General features: G+C 74.6%; 13 protein-coding genes. 11 read left to right on the top strand and 2 right to left on the bottom strand.

Going from position 1 to position 15,577, the window contains the following annotated elements:
- The first annotated feature begins 95 nt into the window (after positions 1-95).
- The 3 genes from ABZ457_RS00745 to ABZ457_RS00735 are packed head-to-tail and all read left to right on the top strand — an operon-like array spanning position 96 to position 3,012.
- Complete coding sequence (locus ABZ457_RS00745) at positions 96-1,028, top strand: DUF5819 family protein (RefSeq protein ID WP_359152365.1); 933 nt, start codon at positions 96-98, stop codon at positions 1,026-1,028.
- Positions 1,025-2,344, top strand: a complete 1,320-nt coding sequence (locus ABZ457_RS00740; RefSeq protein ID WP_359152363.1) for an HTTM domain-containing protein — start codon at positions 1,025-1,027, stop codon at positions 2,342-2,344. The genes ABZ457_RS00745 and ABZ457_RS00740 overlap by 4 nt, the downstream gene beginning before the upstream one ends.
- Positions 2,341-3,012, top strand: a complete 672-nt coding sequence (locus ABZ457_RS00735; RefSeq protein ID WP_359152361.1) for a TrmH family RNA methyltransferase — start codon at positions 2,341-2,343, stop codon at positions 3,010-3,012. The genes ABZ457_RS00740 and ABZ457_RS00735 overlap by 4 nt, the downstream gene beginning before the upstream one ends.
- Positions 3,013-3,111: 99 nt before the next feature.
- On the opposite strand, the gene paaN is transcribed toward ABZ457_RS00735, so the two are convergent.
- Positions 3,112-4,788 carry a phenylacetic acid degradation protein PaaN gene (gene paaN / locus ABZ457_RS00730; RefSeq protein WP_359152359.1) on the bottom strand — a complete coding sequence of 559 codons (1,677 nt, stop codon included), beginning with the start codon at positions 4,786-4,788 and terminating at the stop codon, positions 3,112-3,114.
- A 121-nt stretch (positions 4,789-4,909) separates the two neighbouring features.
- On the opposite strand from paaN, the gene ABZ457_RS00725 reads away from it, so the two are divergent.
- Positions 4,910-6,430 carry a 3-hydroxyacyl-CoA dehydrogenase gene (locus ABZ457_RS00725; RefSeq protein WP_359152357.1) on the top strand — a complete coding sequence of 507 codons (1,521 nt, stop codon included), beginning with the start codon at positions 4,910-4,912 and terminating at the stop codon, positions 6,428-6,430.
- Entirely contained in the window at positions 6,427-7,020 is a 594-nt protein-coding gene (locus ABZ457_RS00720) for a TetR/AcrR family transcriptional regulator (RefSeq protein ID WP_359152355.1), read from the top strand. The genes ABZ457_RS00725 and ABZ457_RS00720 overlap by 4 nt, the downstream gene beginning before the upstream one ends.
- 52 nt (positions 7,021-7,072) lie before the next feature.
- On the opposite strand, the gene ABZ457_RS00715 is transcribed toward ABZ457_RS00720, so the two are convergent.
- The gene (locus tag ABZ457_RS00715; RefSeq protein ID WP_359152353.1) at positions 7,073-7,624 is read right to left on the bottom strand and encodes an Lrp/AsnC family transcriptional regulator; all 552 of its coding nucleotides are present in this window, start codon (positions 7,622-7,624) and stop codon (positions 7,073-7,075) included.
- 226 nt (positions 7,625-7,850) lie between these two features.
- Between ABZ457_RS00715 and pdhA the strand changes: the two genes are divergently transcribed.
- The 6 genes from pdhA to ABZ457_RS00685 all read left to right on the top strand — a co-directional run bounded on the left by pdhA (position 7,851) and on the right by ABZ457_RS00685 (position 15,572).
- Positions 7,851-9,002, top strand: coding sequence for a pyruvate dehydrogenase (acetyl-transferring) E1 component subunit alpha (gene pdhA, locus ABZ457_RS00710; RefSeq protein WP_359152678.1), 1,152 nt, complete (start codon positions 7,851-7,853; stop codon positions 9,000-9,002).
- Positions 8,999-10,003, top strand: a complete 1,005-nt coding sequence (locus tag ABZ457_RS00705) for an alpha-ketoacid dehydrogenase subunit beta (RefSeq protein WP_359152351.1) — start codon at positions 8,999-9,001, stop codon at positions 10,001-10,003. The genes pdhA and ABZ457_RS00705 overlap by 4 nt, the downstream gene beginning before the upstream one ends.
- The gene (locus tag ABZ457_RS00700; protein WP_359152349.1) at positions 10,003-11,463 is read left to right on the top strand and encodes a dihydrolipoamide acetyltransferase family protein; all 1,461 of its coding nucleotides are present in this window, start codon (positions 10,003-10,005) and stop codon (positions 11,461-11,463) included. Before ABZ457_RS00705 ends, ABZ457_RS00700 begins: the two co-directional genes overlap by 1 nt.
- A 145-nt stretch (positions 11,464-11,608) precedes the next feature.
- Positions 11,609-12,535: an NTP transferase domain-containing protein gene (locus ABZ457_RS00695; RefSeq protein ID WP_359152347.1), complete on the top strand. Its 927-nt coding sequence runs from the start codon at positions 11,609-11,611 to the stop codon at positions 12,533-12,535.
- On the top strand, positions 12,532-14,496 hold the full coding sequence (locus ABZ457_RS00690) for a molybdopterin-binding protein (protein ID WP_359152345.1): 1,965 nt from the start codon (positions 12,532-12,534) through the stop codon (positions 14,494-14,496). Before ABZ457_RS00695 ends, ABZ457_RS00690 begins: the two co-directional genes overlap by 4 nt.
- Positions 14,493-15,572 carry a potassium channel family protein gene (locus ABZ457_RS00685; RefSeq protein ID WP_359152343.1) on the top strand — a complete coding sequence of 360 codons (1,080 nt, stop codon included), beginning with the start codon at positions 14,493-14,495 and terminating at the stop codon, positions 15,570-15,572. Before ABZ457_RS00690 ends, ABZ457_RS00685 begins: the two co-directional genes overlap by 4 nt.
- The last annotated feature ends 5 nt before the right edge of the window (positions 15,573-15,577 follow it).

The raw sequence follows: 15,577 nt of genomic DNA, 5'->3' as shown, positions 1-15,577 counted from the left end.
ACCCCGACGCCGGGGGGCGCGACGCCGGTGGCGGCGCGGTCGGCTCCGCCGGGCGGGAGGAGTCCGGGGCAGGCCGCCCCGATGCCGGGCGGAGCGTGACCCCCGCCGCGGGTTCTGGCGGCGAAGGCCCCGACGCCGCCAGGGCCAGTCGGCCCGAGGCCGGGGACGGCGCGGCCCCTGTCGCGGGTTCGGCCGGGCCCGGTGCCGGCAGCGGGGCGGGCGCCGAGCAGGCCGACCGCGAGTCCGCCGCCCCGGACGCCGAGGGGCGCGCTGCTCGTGGCGGTGCAGCCGGCCCCGCCGAGGCCGGGGACGGCGCGGCCCCTGTCGCGGGTTCGGCCGGGCCCGGTGCCGGCAGCGGGGCCGCCGAGGGTGGTGGGATCGCCGGGCTGAGGTTGCCGTACCAGATCGCGGCCGCGATCTGCGGTGTGCTCGTCGTGGGGGTCGCCTGTGTGCATCTCGGGATGGTCTTCCTGCATGTCGCGCCGTCGAACACGGTGACCAAGAAGCACGGGGACAGCGTGCAGTGGTGGGTGTACCCGGAGTTCGAGCAGAACTGGAAGCTCTTCGCGCCCAATCCGCTCCAGCAGAACATCTCCGTGCAGGTGCGCGCCGAGTACACGGACGCCGGCGGCAACCGGCGCACCAGCGACTGGATCGACCTGACCGGTCAGGACGGCGAGGCGATCCGCGGCAACCTCTTCCCCAGCCATGTGCACCAGAACCAGCTGCGGCGCGGCTGGGACTTCTACGTGGGCGCCCACGCCGACGGGCAGCGCGCGGACGGTGTGCGGGCCCGGCTGTCCGAGCGCTACATACGCCGGATAGCCATGCAGCGCCTCGACCGTGAGGACCTCGGCCAGGTGCAGCGGATACAGATGAGGTCCGAGAGCCGCGCCATCCGGCCTCCGGCGTGGAGCACCGAGAAGGTCGACACCCGGCCCGTCCACAACGTCCTGCCGTGGTGGACCGTGACCGGCGCCGATCTGCCCGGCGGCGTCGACAACCTGCCCGCGGAGGCCGCCCGATGAGCACCCCCGCCGCACCCCGCCCCACCGTCTCCGAGCAGGCACCGGCCCCGGAGGCGCCCGACCCCGCGCTCACCACCGCCGTCGAGCGCAAGGCCGCCGCCGCCGTCCAGCGCGTCACGGCCACGGCCTTCGGCCCCTACCAGAGCGCCGTCGTCCGGATCGGCTTCGCCGCCACCTGGCTGGTCTTCCTCCTCTTCGAGATCCCCAACCGCCGCGAGCTCTACGGTCCCGAGAGCCCGTGGAGCTGGGACATGGGCCGCGAACTCGTCGCCAACAACGGCGCGTTCACCGCCCTGCTGTGGACCGACAGCACGGTGTGGTTCGAGATGGTCTACGGCCTCTCGGTCCTCTCCAGCCTGCTGCTGCTGCTGGGCTGGCGGACCCGGGCGATGTCCGCACTCTTCATGTTCGGCGTCCTGTCCCTCCAGAACCGGTCCATCTTCGTGGGCGACGGCGGCGACAACGTCGTCCACCTCATGGCGATCTATCTGGTGCTCACCCGCTGCGCCCGGGTCTGGTCCCTGGACGCCCGCCGGACCGCGCGGGCCGAGGCCGGGGAGGGGCCCGACGCGGCCCGCGACATCGTGGGCCCGGTCCTCTGGGCGGTGCTGGGCGCGGGGCTGCTCATCGGCAGCGGGCTGGAGAACCGGACCGGCACCTTCCCGCTGCTGCTCCTCTGGGGCGTGTGGGTGACCCAGGGGCTGTGGTGGCTGGTGACCCGGTACGCCCCGCGCAGCCAGCCGCGTCTGCTCCTCGACGTCCTGGCGAATCTGGTCCACAACACCGCCCTTGTCGTGATCATGGCCGAGGTGTGCCTGATCTACGCGACGGCCGGCTGGTACAAGATCCAGGGCTCGCGCTGGCAGGACGGGACCGCGCTGTACTACCCGCTCAAGCTGGAGTACTTCACACCGTGGCCCGCGCTCTCCGACCTGCTCGCCGCGAGCGCCCTGATGGTCATGGTGCTGACCTACGGCACGGTCCTGGTGCAGGTCGCGTTCCCGTTCACCCTGTTCAACCGTCGGGTGAAGAACGTCCTGCTGGTCGCCATGATCCTGGAGCACGCGGGCATCGCCCTGCTGCTCGGGCTGCCGTTCTTCTCGCTCGCGATGATCGCCGCGGACGCCGTCTTCCTGCCGACCGTCTTCCTGGTCTGGCTCGGTGCCCGGGCGGGACGGCTGCGGGACCGGCTCCTCGGCCGCTTCCGGGAGCGCCGCTCCGGGGACCGCGCACGGGAGCGCCCCGACGACCGCCCCGACGACCGTGCCGAGCACCCGCCCGCGGGTGACCAGGCGCCACGTACCCTCGTCGGGTGAGCACCACCGAGGAACCCCTGCCCGTCGAGGAACCCCTCCAGTACGACGAGGGCTACGCCCCCGAGGTCGGCGTCGGCCCGCACCCGGGGCCCTGGCCGCGGGACGAGCGCTACGACCCCGAGCTGCTGGAGCGGGGCGACCGCCGCAACGTCGTGGACGAGTACCGGTACTGGCGGCGCGAGGCGATCGTGGCCGACCTGGACACCCGGCGGCACGACTTTCATGTCGCCGTGGAGAACTGGGGCCACGACTTCAACATCGGTTCCGTGGTGCGCACCGCCAACGCCTTCCTGGCGAAGGAGGTGCACATCGTGGGCCGCCGGCGCTGGAACCGGCGCGGCGCCATGGTGACCGACCGCTACCAGCACGTCCGGCACCATCCGGACACCGCCTCGCTCACCTCCTGGGCCGAGGCCGAGGGTGTCCCCGTGATCGGCATCGACAACCTGCCCGGGGCCGTGCCGCTGGAGCGGACCGAGCTGCCCCGGCGGTGTGTGCTGCTCTTCGGGCAGGAGGGGCCGGGCCTGACCGAGGAGGCGCGGCGGCACGCGACGCTGGTCTGCTCGATCGCGCAGTTCGGCTCGACCCGCTCCATCAACGCGGGAGCGGCCGCCGCGATCGCGATGCACGCCTGGGTGCAGCGGCACGCGGACGTGCCGCTGCACTGACGGCGACCGCGCCGGCCCGGGGACCCCGGGGGCCTGACGCCGGGCCGGGGATCCCGGTACCGCGCGAGGCCGGTCCCGCCGACCCCGGGCGGTCCCGCGTCACGCCTGCCGGCGCACCTCGACGACCCGGAAGCGGTTGGAGACGAACGCCCCGTCGCACAGGGCCGCGTTGGCGGCCGGGTTGCCGCCGGAGCCGTGGAAGTCGGAGAACGCGGCGGTCTGGTTGACGTACACCCCGCCCGTCAGGTTCAGCGAGAGCTGGGCCGACTCGTCGAGGCACACCTCCTCCAGAGCGCGCTCCGTCTCCGCGGAGGTGGTGTACGCGCCCACCGTCATCGCGCCCTTCTCGCGCACGGTGCGCCGCAGCAGGTCAAGGGCGTCCGCCGTGGAGTCCACCGCGACCACGAAGGACACCGGGCCGAAGCACTCCGAGAGATACGCCGGCTCGGCGTCCGCCGACTCCCAGAGCTTCCGGGCGCCGTCCAGCTTGACGATCAGCGGGGTGCGCACGGTCGCGCCGGGGAACTCCGGGTTCGCGACCTCGCGGGAGGCGAGGGCCACCTCGCCGAGGTCCGCCGCGGCCTCCAGGCGGGCCTTCACATCCGGGTTGACCAGGGCGCCGAGCAGCGCGTTCGCCCGGGCGTCGTCGCCGAGCAGACCGCCGACGGCCGCCGCCAGGTCCGCCGCGAACTCGTCGTAGGACTTGGGGCCCTGGTCGGTGGTGATGCCGTCGCGGGGGACGAGCACGTTCTGCGGGGTGGTGCACATCTGGCCGCTGTAGAGCGAGAGGGAGAAGGCGAGGTTCGCCAGCATGCCCTTGTAGTCGTCGGTGGAGTCGACGACGACCGTGTTGACGCCGGCCTTCTCCGTGTAGACCTGGGCCTGGCGGGCGTGCTCCTCCAGCCAGTCGCCGAAGGCGGTGGAGCCCGTGTAGTCGATGATCCGGATCTCGGGCCGGGTGGCCAGGACCTTGGCGATGCCCTCACCGGGCGCCTCGGCGGCGAGGGCCACGAGGTTCGGGTCGAAGCCCTGCTCGGCCAGCACCTCGCGCGCGGCCTTGACGGTCAGCGCGAGGGGCAGCACGGCGCGCGGATGCGGCTTGACCAGGACCGGGTTGCCGGTGGCCAGGGAGGCGAAGAGGCCCGGGTACCCGTTCCAGGTGGGGAAGGTGTTGCAGCCGATCATCAGGGCGATGCCGCGGCCCGCCGCCGTGAAGGTCTTGGTCAGTTCCAGCGGGTCCCGCTTGCCCTGGGGCTTCGACCAGCCCGCCTCGGCCGGGGTGCGCGTCTGCTCCGCGTACGCGTAGGCGACGGCCTCCAGGCCGCGGTCCTGGGCGTGCGGGCCGCCGGCCTGGAACGCCATCATGAACGCCTGCCCGCTGGTGTGCATCACCGCGTGCGCGAACTCATGGGTGCGGGCGCTGATCCGGGACAGGATCTCGATGCAGACCAGTGCGCGCGTCTCCGGACCGGCCTCGCGCCAGGCCGTCATCCCGGCCCGCATGGCCGGCAGCAGCACATCCGGATCGGGGTGCGGGTACTCGATGCCCAGCTCCGGGCCGTAGGGGGAGACCTCGCCTCCCACCCAGCCGTCGGTGCCGGGCTGGTCCAGGTCGAAGCGGGTGTCGCGCACGGCCTCGAAGGCGGCGAGGCCGTCGGCCGGCGCCGATTCGCCGTACGCCTTCGGGTGCTCGGGGTGCGGGGACCAGTAGGCGCGCGTGCGGATGGCTTCGAGGGCCTGGTCGAGCGTGGGCCGGTGGGTCTCGGTCAGCGGCATGCGGACCAACTCCTCGTCGAGCTGGGCAGGGGTGGACGGACAGAGTTAGAGTAACCGAACGATCGGTCGGTACAAGGGGGCCTGTCGAACCTGTGGACAACGCATCGGGGAGGATCGCTCCATGACCGCCATCGACCTCAGCCGTACGGTCGCCGTCGTCGGCACCGGCACCATGGGCCAGGGCATCGCGCAGGTCGCGCTGGTCGCGGGTCACCCCGTGCGCCTGTACGACGCCGCGCCCGGTCGGGCCGAGGAGGCGGCGCGGGCCATCGGCGGGCGGCTCGGCCGGCTGGTGGAGAAGGGGCGGATGGAGCCCGCGGCACGGGACGCCGCCCTCGCCCGGCTGACCCCCGCGGCCGACCTCGCGGAGCTGGCGGACGCCGCCCTCGTGGTGGAGGCCGTGGTGGAGCGGCTTGAGGTCAAGCGGGAGCTCTTCGCCGAGCTGGAGAAGACCGTCGCCGACGACTGCCTGCTCGCCACCAACACCTCCTCCCTCTCGGTCACCGCGGTCGCGGGCGCCCTGCGCGCCCCCGGGCGCTTCGTCGGCCTGCACTTCTTCAACCCGGCGCCGCTGCTGCCGCTCGTCGAGGTGGTCAGCGGCCACGCCACCGACGAATGGGCCGCCGAGAGCGCCCGGGAGACCGTCGCGGCCTGGGGCAAGACCCCGGTGCGCTGCGCCGACCTGCCCGGCTTCGTGGTCAACCGCGTCGCGCGGCCGTTCTACGCCGAGGGCCTGGCGATCCACGAGGAGCACGGCGTCGATCCCGCGGTGATCGACCTGGTCCTGCGGGAGTGCGGGGGCTTCCGGATGGGCCCCTTCGAACTGACCGACCTGATCGGCCAGGACGTCAACGAGGCGGTCACCCGCTCCGTCTGGGAGTCCTTCTTCCACAGCCCCAAGTTCCAGCCCTCCCTCGCCCAGCGGCGGCTCGTCGAGTCCGGCCGCCTGGGCCGCAAGACCGGCCAGGGCTGGTTCTCCTACGCGGAGGGCGCCGAGCGGCCCCTGCCCGCCGACGCCGCCCCGCGGCCCGCGCCGGAGTACGTGGTGGCCGAGGGCGGCCTCGGACCGGCGGGCGAGCTCCTCGCGATGATCGCGGAGGCCGGCGTCACCCTCCGGCGGGCGGAGGAGGACGAGGGCACCCGCCTGGTGCTGCCGAGCGGCGGCCAACTGGTCCTCGCCGACGGGCAGGCGGCCTGTGAATTCCGGGACGTGGTCTTCTTCGACCTCGCCCTCGACTACCGCACGGCCGGCCGCGTGGCCCTCTCCGCCGCGCCCGACGTCCCGGCCGAAACCCTGGCCCAGGCCGTCGGCCTCTTCCAGGCCCTCGGCAAGAAGGTCACCGTCCTCGGGGACGTGCCCGGCATGATCGTCGCCCGCACGGTCGCGATGCTCGGCGATCTGGCCCTGGACGCCGTGGCCCGCCGGGTCGCCACCGCCGAGGACGTGGACACCGCGATGCGACTCGGGGTCAACTACCCGCTGGGGCCCGTCGAATGGAACGAGAAGCTGGGCCGGGACTGGGCGTGGGAGCTGCTGGCCAACCTCCACGAGACGGTCCCGACCGGCCGTTACGCCCGCACCCTCGGCCTCCACCAGTGGGCGCACACCGCGCCCCCGACCGGACCGGGGGACGCCTCATGACCACGGTGAAGCGGGACACCTACACGCCCGAGACGCTGCTGACGGTCGCCGTGCGGATATTCAACGACCGCGGCTACGACGGCACTTCCATGGAGCACCTGTCCCGCGCGGCGGGCATCTCCAAGTCCTCCATCTACCACCATGTCGCGGGCAAGGAGGAGTTGCTGCGCCGGGCCGTCAGCCGGGCCCTGGACGCGCTCTTCGCGATCCTGGACGAGCCGGGGGCCGGCCAGGGCCGCGCGGTCGAGCGGGTCGAGTACGTCACCCGGCGCACCGTCGAGGTGCTGGTGGCCGAACTGCCCTATGTGACGCTGCTGCTGCGGGTGCGGGGCAACACCAAGACCGAGCGGTGGGCGCTGGAGCGCCGCCGCGAGTTCGACCAGCGGGTCGCCGATCTGCTGAAGGCCGCGGCGGCCGAGGGGGACCTGCGCGCGGACGTGGACACCCGGCTCGCGACCCGGCTCCTCTTCGGCATGATCAACTCCCTGGTCGAGTGGTACCGCCCGCAGTCGGGCGGCGGCCACGACGGGGACCAGGTGGCCGAGGCGGTCGTGCGCCTGGCCTTCGGCGGGCTGCGCACGAGCGCGTAGAACACAGGCGCGTGGAACCGGCTCCCGCGGGGCGTGGCTGTCCCGGCCGGGCTCAGGGGGCGGGCTGGTCCGGGTCCGGGCCGAGACCGGCGGCGGGGGACGGGCCCGTGGCGGGGTCCAGGTCCGTCTCCTCGAACACCAGCAGCGTCCGCGTGGACAGCACCTCCGGGATGGCCTGGAGACGGGTCAGGACCAGCTCGCGCAGGGTCCGGTTGTCCGGGGTGTGCACCAGCAGCAGCACATCGAAGTCCCCGCTGACCAGCGCGATGTGCGCCGCCCCCGGCAGCGCCTGCAACTGCTCGCGCACCGTGCGCCAGGAGTTCTGCACGATCTTCAGTGTGATGTAGGCGGAGGCCCCCTGGCCCGCCCGCTCGTGGTCCACCCGGGCGCTGAAGCCCCGGATCACGCCGTCGTCGATGAGCCGGTTGATCCGCGCGTAGGCGTTCGCGCGGGAGACGTGCACCCGTTCGGCGACGGAACGGATCGAGGCCCGGCCGTCCGCCTGGAGCATGCGCAGGATGTCGCGGTCGACGGCGTCCAGCGGCCTCGGCGGAGGCGACGGCTCCGCGTGGTCGCCGCCACCGGCCATTTGTTCAGTGGACATGTCCCCCCGCCTCCGTCATATGGACGACCTGTTTCCATCACAAGCTGTGGAGAACCGTTTGTCCACAGGCTGCCCGTGCCTGTAGCCAAAATGCGCCCACGACCGAACAATCGGTAGGTGAGGCACGCCACACCCGGCGGCGCCTCCTGTCCGCAATTCGTCGTCGCCCACGGCCTCGTTTCGTCGGCGCTCCCACGAGGAGGTGCTCGCGTTGAGAAAGAGCAGCATGACGGTCCAGGAGCTGCCCGGTGACGCTGCCGCATACCGGCCCACCCCGCCCCCGGCCTGGCAGCCCCGCACCGACCCCGCCCTCCTGCTCCCGGACGCCGAGCCGCTGCGCGTGCTCGGCACCGAGGCCGCCGCGTCGGCCGACCCCGCCCTGCTGCTCCGGCTCTACGCGGAGCTCGTCCGCGGCCGCCGGTACAACGTGCAGGCGACGGCGCTGACGAAGCAGGGCCGCCTCGCGGTCTACCCGTCGAGCACCGGCCAGGAGGCGTGCGAGGTCGCCGCCGCGATGGTGCTGGAGGAGCGGGACTGGCTCTTCCCGAGCTACCGCGACACCCTCGCCGCCGTCGCCCGGGGCCTCGACCCGGTCCAGGCCCTCACCCTGCTGCGCGGCGACTGGCACACCGGCTACGACCCGCGGGAGCACCGCGTCGCGCCCCTGTGCACCCCGCTCGCCACCCAGCTCCCGCACGCGGTGGGCCTCGCCCACGCCGCCCGCCTCAAGGGGGACGACGTGGTCGCCCTCGCCATGGTCGGCGACGGCGGCACCAGCGAGGGCGACTTCCACGAGGCGCTGAACTTCGCCGCCGTGTGGCAGGCCCCGGTCGTCTTCCTCGTCCAGAACAACGGCTTCGCCATCTCCGTGCCCCTGGCCAAGCAGACCGCCGCGCCCTCCCTCGCCCACAAGGCCGTCGGCTACGGCATGCCCGGCCGCCTGGTCGACGGGAACGACGCGGCCGCCGTCCACCAGGTGCTCGGCGAGGCCGTGGAGCGCGCCCGGCGCGGCGGCGGCCCCACCCTGGTCGAGGCGGTCACCTACCGCATGGACGCCCACACCAACGCCGACGACGCCACCCGCTACCGCGTCGACAGCGAGGTCGAGACCTGGCGCGCCCACGACCCGATCACCCTGCTGGAGCGCGAGCTGACCGAGCGCGGTCTGCTCGACGACGAGACCCGCCGGTCGGCGGCCGAGGCGGCCGAGACCATGGCCGCGCGCCTGCGCGAGCGGATGAACGCCGACCCGGTCCTCGACCCGATGGACCTGTTCGGCCATGTCTACGCGGAGCGGACGAGCCAGCTGCGCGAGCAGGCGGAGCAGTTGCGCGCCGAGCTGGACGCCGCGGCGGACGCCGAAGGAGAAGCACGATGACCACGGCCGCGGCGAAGCCGGCCACCATGGCCCAGGCCCTCCAGCGCGCGATGCGCGACGCGATGGCCGAGGACCCGACCGTGCACGTCATGGGTGAGGACGTCGGCACCCTCGGCGGCGTGTTCCGGGTGACGGACGGGCTCGCCAAGGAGTTCGGCGAGGACCGCTGCACGGACACCCCGCTCGCCGAGGCGGGCATCCTGGGCACCGCCGTGGGCATGGCGATGTACGGGCTCCGGCCGGTCGTCGAGATGCAGTTCGACGCCTTCGCCTACCCCGCGTTCGAGCAGCTGATCAGCCATGTCGCCCGCTGGCGCAACCGCACCCGCGGGGCGATGCCGCTGTCGATCACCGTGCGGGTGCCCTACGGCGGCGGGATCGGCGGCGTCGAGCACCACAGCGACTCCTCCGAGGCGTACTACATGGCCACCCCGGGGCTCCATGTGGTGACCCCCGCCACGGTGGAGGACGCCTACGGCATGCTGCGCGAGGCGATCGCCTCCGACGACCCCGTGGTCTTCCTGGAGCCCAAGCGGCTGTACTGGTCCAAGTCCTCGTGGTCGCCCGAGGCGCCCGCCGCCGTGGAGCCGATCGGCCGCGCGGTCGTCCGGCGCCCCGGCAGCAGCGCCACCCTCCTCACCTACGGCCCCTCGGTGCCGGTGTGCATGGAGGCCGCGGAGGCCGCCCGGGCGGAGGGCTGGGACCTGGAGGTCGTCGACCTGCGCTCCCTGGTCCCGTTCGACGACGAGACCGTGTGCGCGTCCGTGCGGCGGACCGGCCGGGCCGTCGTCGTCCACGAGTCCACCGGCTTCGGCGGCCCCGGCGGGGAGATCGCCGCCCGGGTGACCGAGCGCTGCTTCCACCATCTGGAGGCGCCCGTGCTGCGGGTCGCCGGCTTCGACATCCCGTATCCGCCGCCCATGCTGGAGAAGCACCACCTGCCCGGCGTGGACAGGGTGCTGGACGCGGTGGCGCGGCTGCAGTGGGAGGCGGAGAACTGATGGCGCAGGTCCTGGAGTTCAAGCTGCCCGACCTGGGCGAGGGGCTGACCGAGGCCGAGATCGTGCGGTGGCTGGTGGCCGTCGGCGATGTCGTGGCCATCGACCAGCCCGTGGTCGAGGTCGAGACGGCCAAGGCGATGGTGGAGGTCCCCTGCCCGTACGGCGGTGTGGTGACCGCCCGGTTCGGCGAGGAGGGCACCGAACTGCCCGTGGGCGCACCGCTGCTGACGGTCGCGGTCGGCGCGCAGGACGAGGCGGGCGCCCCGGCCGGTGCTGCCGAGGGCGGTGCGCCCGCGACCGCTGCGTCCGGTGCCTCCGGGGCCGAGGGCGAGACCTCGGGGAACGTCCTGGTCGGCTACGGCACGGGCGCCCCGGCCGCGCGCCGGCGGCGGCTGCGGCCCACCGCGTTCGGCGCGGCGGGTCCGTCCGGTGGTGCTTCCGGCACCTCCGGGGCGAGGGCGGACGCGCTGTCGGGTGCCTCGGCGGACGGCCGGGGCGCGGTCGCCGCCGCACCGCGGGTGGCCGCGCCCGTCGCGGCTGCCGCCACGGGCGCGGGGACCGGGAGCGGTCCGGTCGCCGTGATCTCCCCGCTGGTGCGCAAGCTGGCCCGGGACAACGACCTGGATCTGCGGCAGCTCACCGGCTCCGGTCCGGACGGGCTGATCCTGCGGGCCGATGTCGAGCGCGCCCTGCGGTCGGCCGGGGAGCAGGCGACCGCGGTCGCCGCACCGGGGCCCGCCGCCTCCGCCGCGCCGGTGTCCACCGCCGCCGAGGCGGTGCGGGTGCCGCTGCGCGGAGTGCGCGGCGCCGTCGCGGAGAAGCTGTCGCGCAGCCGCCGCGAGATCCCCGACGCCACCTGCTGGGTGGACGCGGACGCCACGGAACTGCTCGCCGCCCGCGCCGCGATGAACGCGGCGGGCGGACCGAAGGTCTCCCTGATCGCGCTTCTCGCCCGGATCTGCGTGGCCGCCCTCGCGCGCCACCCCGAGCTGAACGCCACCGTCGACACGGAGGCCCGCGAGATCGTGCGGCTGCCCGAGGTGCACGTCGGCTTCGCCGCACAGACCGAACGCGGCCTGGTCGTACCGGTGGTGAAGCACGCGCACACCCGGTCCGCCGAGTCGCTGACGGCCGAGTTCGCCCGGCTGACGGAGGCCGCCCGGCAGGGCACGCTGACGCCGGCGGATCTCACGGGAGGCACGTTCACCCTGAACAACTACGGGGTGTTCGGTGTCGACGGTTCCACGCCGATCATCAACCACCCGGAGGCGGCGATGCTCGGCGTCGGGCGGATCGTGCCCAAGCCGTGGGTCCACCAAGGCGAACTGGCGGTGCGGCAGGTGGTCCAGCTCTCGTTCACCTTCGACCACCGGGTCTGCGACGGCGGCACCGCCGGGGGCTTCCTCCGGTACGTGGCCGACTGCGTGGAGCAGCCGGCGGTGCTGCTGCGCACGCTGTAGGCGGCGGGCGGGTGCCGGGCGCGCGGCGGCACCTGCCCCGCGTACCCGGCCCCGGACCTCGCCCGCACCGGGCCGGGTGCGCACCCGGACTCGCGCAGCCCGACCCCGTCCCCGGGGCCGCGGAGCGGGGGACCATACTGCTGGGGTGACCACAGCAGGGGTGCCCGGGGGCACCGCGTACGACGCCGTCGTCCTGGCCGGCGGTGCGGCGCGCCGCCTGGGCGGAGCCGACAAGCCCGCGGTGCGCGTGGGCGGCCGGACACTGCTCGACCGGGTCCTCACGGCCTGCGAGGACGCCCGGTCCACGGTCGTCGTCGGCACCCGGCGCCCCACCGGGCGTCCCGTCGTCTGGGCCAGGGAGGAACCGCCCGGCGGCGGACCGCTCGCCGCGCTCGACGCGGGGGTGCGCCGCTGCGAGGCGGAGACCGTCCTGGTCCTCTCCGCGGACCTGCCGTTCCTCGAAGCCGCCACGGTCCGCCGCCTGCTCGGGGCCCTCGCGGCCGGCGCGGAGGCCGTACTGCTGACCGACGCCGAGGGCCGGGACCAGCCGCTCGTCGGCGCCTACCGCGCCGAGCCCCTGCGACGTGAGATCGCTCTCCTCGCCACCGAGCACGGCAGTCTGTCGGGGCTCCCGCTGCGACTGCTGACCCGGGAACTGGACCTCGCCCGGGTCGCCGCCGACCCCCTCGCCTCCTTCGACTGCGACACCTGGGAGGACATCTCCACGGCCCGGGCCCGCATCAGGGAGCATGGGCAGGTGCTGGATGAATGGATCACCGTCGTCAAGAACGAGCTCGGCATCCGACTGGACGTCGACACCCCCGGTCTTCTGGACCTCGCCCGCGACGCCGCGCACGGTGTCGCCCGCCCCGCCGCGCCCCTGACGACCTTCCTGGTCGGCTATGCGGCGGCCCAGGCGGGCGGCGGGCCCGAGGCGGTGGCGGAGGCGGCGCGCAAGGCGGCGGCCCTCGCCACGCGCTGGGCCGAGGAGGCCGAGGGCGCCGACGCCCCGAAGCCGCCCGGCGCCGGCCCGGACGAGGGCGGCAGCCGGGGCGGGGCCGCGTCGGGATGACGGACCTGACGGACCACGGACGAGAACCCGACCCGGCCGTCGCGGCCGACGCGGTCCTGGCCGACGACGCCGTGTCCGGGCACCCCGTCGCGCCGTGCGGCCCCGGCCCCGCGCGCGGGGAGGGCCCGGACCCGGACGGGCAGGCGGGCCGCGGCGGCACGGAGGCGTACCTCCACGGCGTCGACGAAGCCCTGTCCCTCCTCGGCCCGGCCCGGCCCCCGGCGGCCTCCGGGGCGGGCCGCGCCCCGGGCGCGGGCAACACCGGTGCCGCGCACGGCGGTTCCGCCCGGCCCGCCGCCGGGCACGCCGCCGCCGCGCACGCCGGTACCGCGCACGCGGGTGGCGTCCCCGGCGGTGCCGCGTACTCCGGGCCCGGCCGGGAAGCGCGTGGCGTCGGCCCGGAGCCGGGTGGCTCCCACTCCCGGTCCGCCGCCCCCGGGGCCGGTGACCCGGCCTCCTCGGACCCCGGCCGTCCGGACGCCCGCCACCCGGAACCCGGCCACCAAGACGCCCGCCCCCCGGACCCCGCCCGCCCCGCGGACCCCGCGCGTCACCAGGACCCGACCGGCGGTCACCCGGACCCCGCGCGTCACGCGGACCCGACCGGCGGTCACCCGGACCCCGCGCGTCACGCGGACCCCGCCCGCCACCAGGGCCCCACCCGCCCCCCGGGCGCCGGCGGCACAGGCGGCCCCGGCACCGGCGGCCCCGGCCCCACCCGCCGTCACCGCGCCACCCCCTGGCCCGAGGCCACCGCGCTCGCCGCCCGTCTCGGCCGCCGGGACACCCCCCGCTCGCACCGGCTCCCGCCGGCCGACGCCCTCGGGCACGTTCTCGCCGAGCCCCTGACCGCCCTGTGCGATCTCCCCTCCTTCGACACCTCGGCGATGGACGGCTGGGCCGTCGCGGGACCGGGCCCCTGGGCCGCCCGCCCGGCGGACTCGATCCTGGCCGGGCACGCGGAAGCCGAGACCCTGGAGGACGGCACCGCCGTGCGGATCGCCACGGGCGCCCGCGTCCCCCGGGGCGTCACCGCCGTGATCCGCAGCGAGCACGCCCGCCTCGACGAGGACAAGCGGCTGCTGCACGCCGAGCGGGCGGTGGTGCCCGGCCAGGACATCCGCCCGCGCGGCCAGGAGTGCCGAACGGGCGCCCGGCTGCTCGCCGCCGGGACCGTGGTCACCCCGGCCGTGATCGGCCTCGCGGCCGCCGCCGGCTACGACACCCTGGCCACCGTCGTCCCGCCCCGCGCCGAGATCCTGGTCCTGGGCGATGAACTCCTCGACGCCGGACTCCCCCACGACGGCCTGATCCGTGACGCCCTCGGCCCGATGATCGGCCCCTGGCTGCGCTCCCTCGGCGTCGACGTCCTCGCCACCCGCCGGATCGCGGACGACGAGGAGACCCTCTACCGGGCCGTCACGGAGTCCGGCGCGGACCTGGTGATCACCACCGGCGGGACCGCGTCCGGCCCCGTGGACCATGTCCACCCCGTGCTGCGCCGTGCCGGGGCGCGCCTCCTCGTGGACGGCGTGGCCGTCCGCCCGGGCCACCCGATGCTCCTCGCCCAACTCCCCTCCGAGCGCTTCCTCGTGGGGCTGCCGGGCAATCCGCTGGCTGCCGTGTCCGGGCTGCTTACCCTGGCCGAGCCCCTGCTGCGCGGCCTCTCCGGCCGCCCCACGGCCCGCCCCTACCGTGCCCCGGTACGCGAGGCGGCCCAGGGCCATCCGTACGACACCCGCCTCGTGCCGTTCGTGTACGACGGTGATCTGCTCGTTCCACTGCGCTTCAACGGTCCCGCCATGCTGCGCGGTATCGCGGCGGCTGACGGCCTCGCCGTCGTCCCGCCCGGGGGCGCCCGTTCGGGGGAGGAACTGGACGTGCTCGATCTGCCCTGGTCCGGCTGGGCGCCCGCGCCCCCCGGTGCGGCCCCGGTCCCCGGAGAAGGGTGTTTCACGTGAAACTTCCCGGCCAGGACGCCATCGCCCGGAATGCCGACGAGCACCTGGTCACCGGCCGGGTGAAGCTGCCCCGTCGTATCGTCGAGCGCCCTCTGCTCCAGGTCAGCAAGCGCCTGTTGATGGCGACAGCGGTGCTGGCCGTCACCGTGCTCCTGGTGTGGTCCGACCGTGAGGGCTACTACGACAACGCCGGTGGCGGAGTCGACTTCCTCGACTGCGTCTACTACACGACCGTCACCCTCTCGACCACGGGATACGGCGACATCGTCCCGCGCAGTGACACCGCCCGTCTGATCAACGTGCTGCTGATCACCCCGCTGCGCGTGCTCTTCCTGATCATCCTGGTCGGCACCACTCTCGAAGTGCTCACGGAGCGCACCCGGGAGGAGTGGCGGCTGAACCGCTGGAGGTCCAACTTGCGCGACCACACCGTCATCGTCGGCTTCGGTACCAAGGGCCGTTCGGCGATGCAGACGCTCTGCGCCACCGGGCTCCGGAAGGACCAGATCGTCGTCGTCGACCCCAGCAGCAAGGTGATCGACGCGGCCAACGCCGAGGGCTTCGTCGGCGTCGTGGGCGACGCCACCCGCAGCGATGTCCTCACCCGGGCCGAGCTCCAGAAGGCCCGGCAGGTGATCATCGCGCCCCAACGAGACGACACCGCGGTGCTGGTGACACTCACCGCCCGGCAGCTCAACCGGGGTGCGAAGATCGTCGCCGCGGTCCGGGAGGAGGAGAACGCGCCTCTGCTGCGCCAGTCCGGCGCCGACGCGGTGATCACCAGTTCCGGCGCCGCCGGCCGTCTCCTCGGTCTCTCCGTGCTCAGCCCCAGCGCCGGCACGGTGATGGAGGACCTGATCCAGCAGGGCAGCGGCCTCGACCTGATCGAACGCCCGGTCATAAAGTCCGAGGTGGGCCGCAGTGTGCGGGAGACCGACGACCTGGTGGTGAGCGTGCTGCGCGGCCACCGGCTCCTGGCGTACGACGATCCGCACGCGAGCCCCCTCCAGTTGACGGACCGTCTGATCACCATCGTCCGCGCGGAGAACGAACCCGCGCCGGGCGCCCGGGAGTAGCCTCG

The organism is Streptomyces sp. NPDC005805, from assembly GCF_040630445.1.
GTDB lineage: Bacteria > Actinomycetota > Actinomycetes > Streptomycetales > Streptomycetaceae > Streptomyces.
The sequence above is the reverse complement of the archived record's forward strand: the minus strand, read 5'-3'. Positions and strand labels throughout refer to the sequence as shown.